The 1,393-nt window shown below is 72.8% G+C and carries 2 protein-coding genes; one reads left to right on the top strand and one right to left on the bottom strand.

Annotation, left to right across the window (positions count from 1 at the left end; all coding sequences use genetic code 11):
- Positions 1-58 precede the first annotated feature (58 nt).
- Positions 59-445, bottom strand: a complete 387-nt coding sequence (locus tag ACZ5CR_RS45235) for a hypothetical protein (RefSeq protein WP_468869500.1) — start codon at positions 443-445, stop codon at positions 59-61.
- Between the two features lie 514 nt (positions 446-959).
- On the opposite strand from ACZ5CR_RS45235, the gene ACZ5CR_RS45230 reads away from it, so the two are divergent.
- Positions 960-1,393 (top strand): alpha/beta fold hydrolase (locus ACZ5CR_RS45230; RefSeq protein ID WP_468869496.1); only part of this gene is annotated, 434 nt, incomplete at its 3' end.

Below are 1,393 nucleotides of genomic sequence, written 5' to 3'. Positions count from 1 at the left end.
CGGGCCCACCACCCCCCCCCCGCAGGCGATGTCGCGTCCGAGCAGACGCTCGACGGGGTCAGTCGGTGATGGTGACGCAGGGAAGGCCCACGCTGGCGCCGCCACGGAAGCCTTCCGCGCAGAGCCGGGTGCCCGCGGGGAAGTGGCGCTGGGGGTAGGCCTGGTCCCGGTAGGTCCTGAACTTGGCGACGTCCTCCACCTTGGTGTTGGCGCTCCAGCCGTTGGTCGTCCACACGCGCGCGCTGATCCGGTTCGGCTGGTTGGTGTTGGTGACCGACACCTCGACCCTGCCGAGATAGGTACCGCTGTCGTAGGTCCTGATGCAGACCGAGTTGTTGCACCACTCGCCGTCGGCCGCCGCCGACGGCCCGGTGGCGATGACACAGCCGAGCGCCGCGGCCATGGCGCCGATACCCGCGGCGATCTTCCTGGTGATGTCGTGCATGATGAGTGACCCTCAAGCCTTCTTCATCGCCCCGCGCCCAGGCGCGGGTTCTGTCGGTACTTGCGGCAGACCAACGCGAGGGCAAGATCATCAGTTACGCGGCTTCGCCTGATCGCCTCAGCAGGGCCAAGTCTCTTGGGGGTGAGTGACGCGCCTTCACCCGGGGACGCGGTGCGGAAGGTGGCGCCGGGGAACCAATCCGACACGCGACCGCCGACGAATCACTGGTGTCCGAAGGGTTTGTGAGGGATCCCGGACGCACGGGGGTGGCGGCGGATGCCGGTGATCCCGGTGGAACGTCGAGGCGCGAGCCTCCTCCGCCCGGACGCCGCCGTCGCCTCCTCCGCCCTCGGCGCCCGGTGACAGGCCCGCCGGCCCGCCGGCCCACCTGCGCGGCCGTGGGGTCCGGGCGGGTGGCCCCTTGACCGGGCCGAAGCCGTCATCGTGAACTAGGCGTGCACCAGGCGGGCCGGAGGGAGCCGTCCGTCCGCCACCGACATGTCGAGGAGTCCCTGTGCCCTTCCGCGACGGCCCCCGCTCGGCGCTGGAGCCGAGAGGACCGGTCGAGAAGCCACGTGCCGCCGTGCTCCTGCTGCACGGCGGCCGCGAGCACGGGACCGCGGCGCCCCGGCCGTGGAATCTGCCGGCCGCGCGGCTGCGTCTCTTCGAGGGCGCGATCCGTCGGTCCACGTCGGAAGGCGGCGTGCTGATCGGCCGGGTGCGCTATCGCTTCCGGGGCTGGAACGGGGAGCGGGAGGACGCGGCGCAGGACGCCCGCCGTGCCCTGCGCGAGCTGGAACTGCTCGCCGGTGAGGTCCCCACCGTCCTGGTGGGGCATTCCATGGGAGCCCGCGCCGCACTGCGGGCCGCCGGGAACCCGCTGGTGCGCGGGGTGGTCGGCCTCGCTCCCTGGTGCCCCGCCGGGGAGCCGGTGGCGCACCTGCGCGG

The organism is Streptomyces sp. NPDC031274 (assembly GCF_055570235.1).
This window is presented reverse-complemented; position numbering and strand designations above follow the sequence as displayed.

Excerpts from the sequence above, each read along its gene's own strand:
- ACZ5CR_RS45235 (WP_468869500.1), bottom strand. The coding sequence starts at position 445 with ATGCACGACATCACCAGGAAGATCGCCGCGGGTATCGGCGCCATGGCC.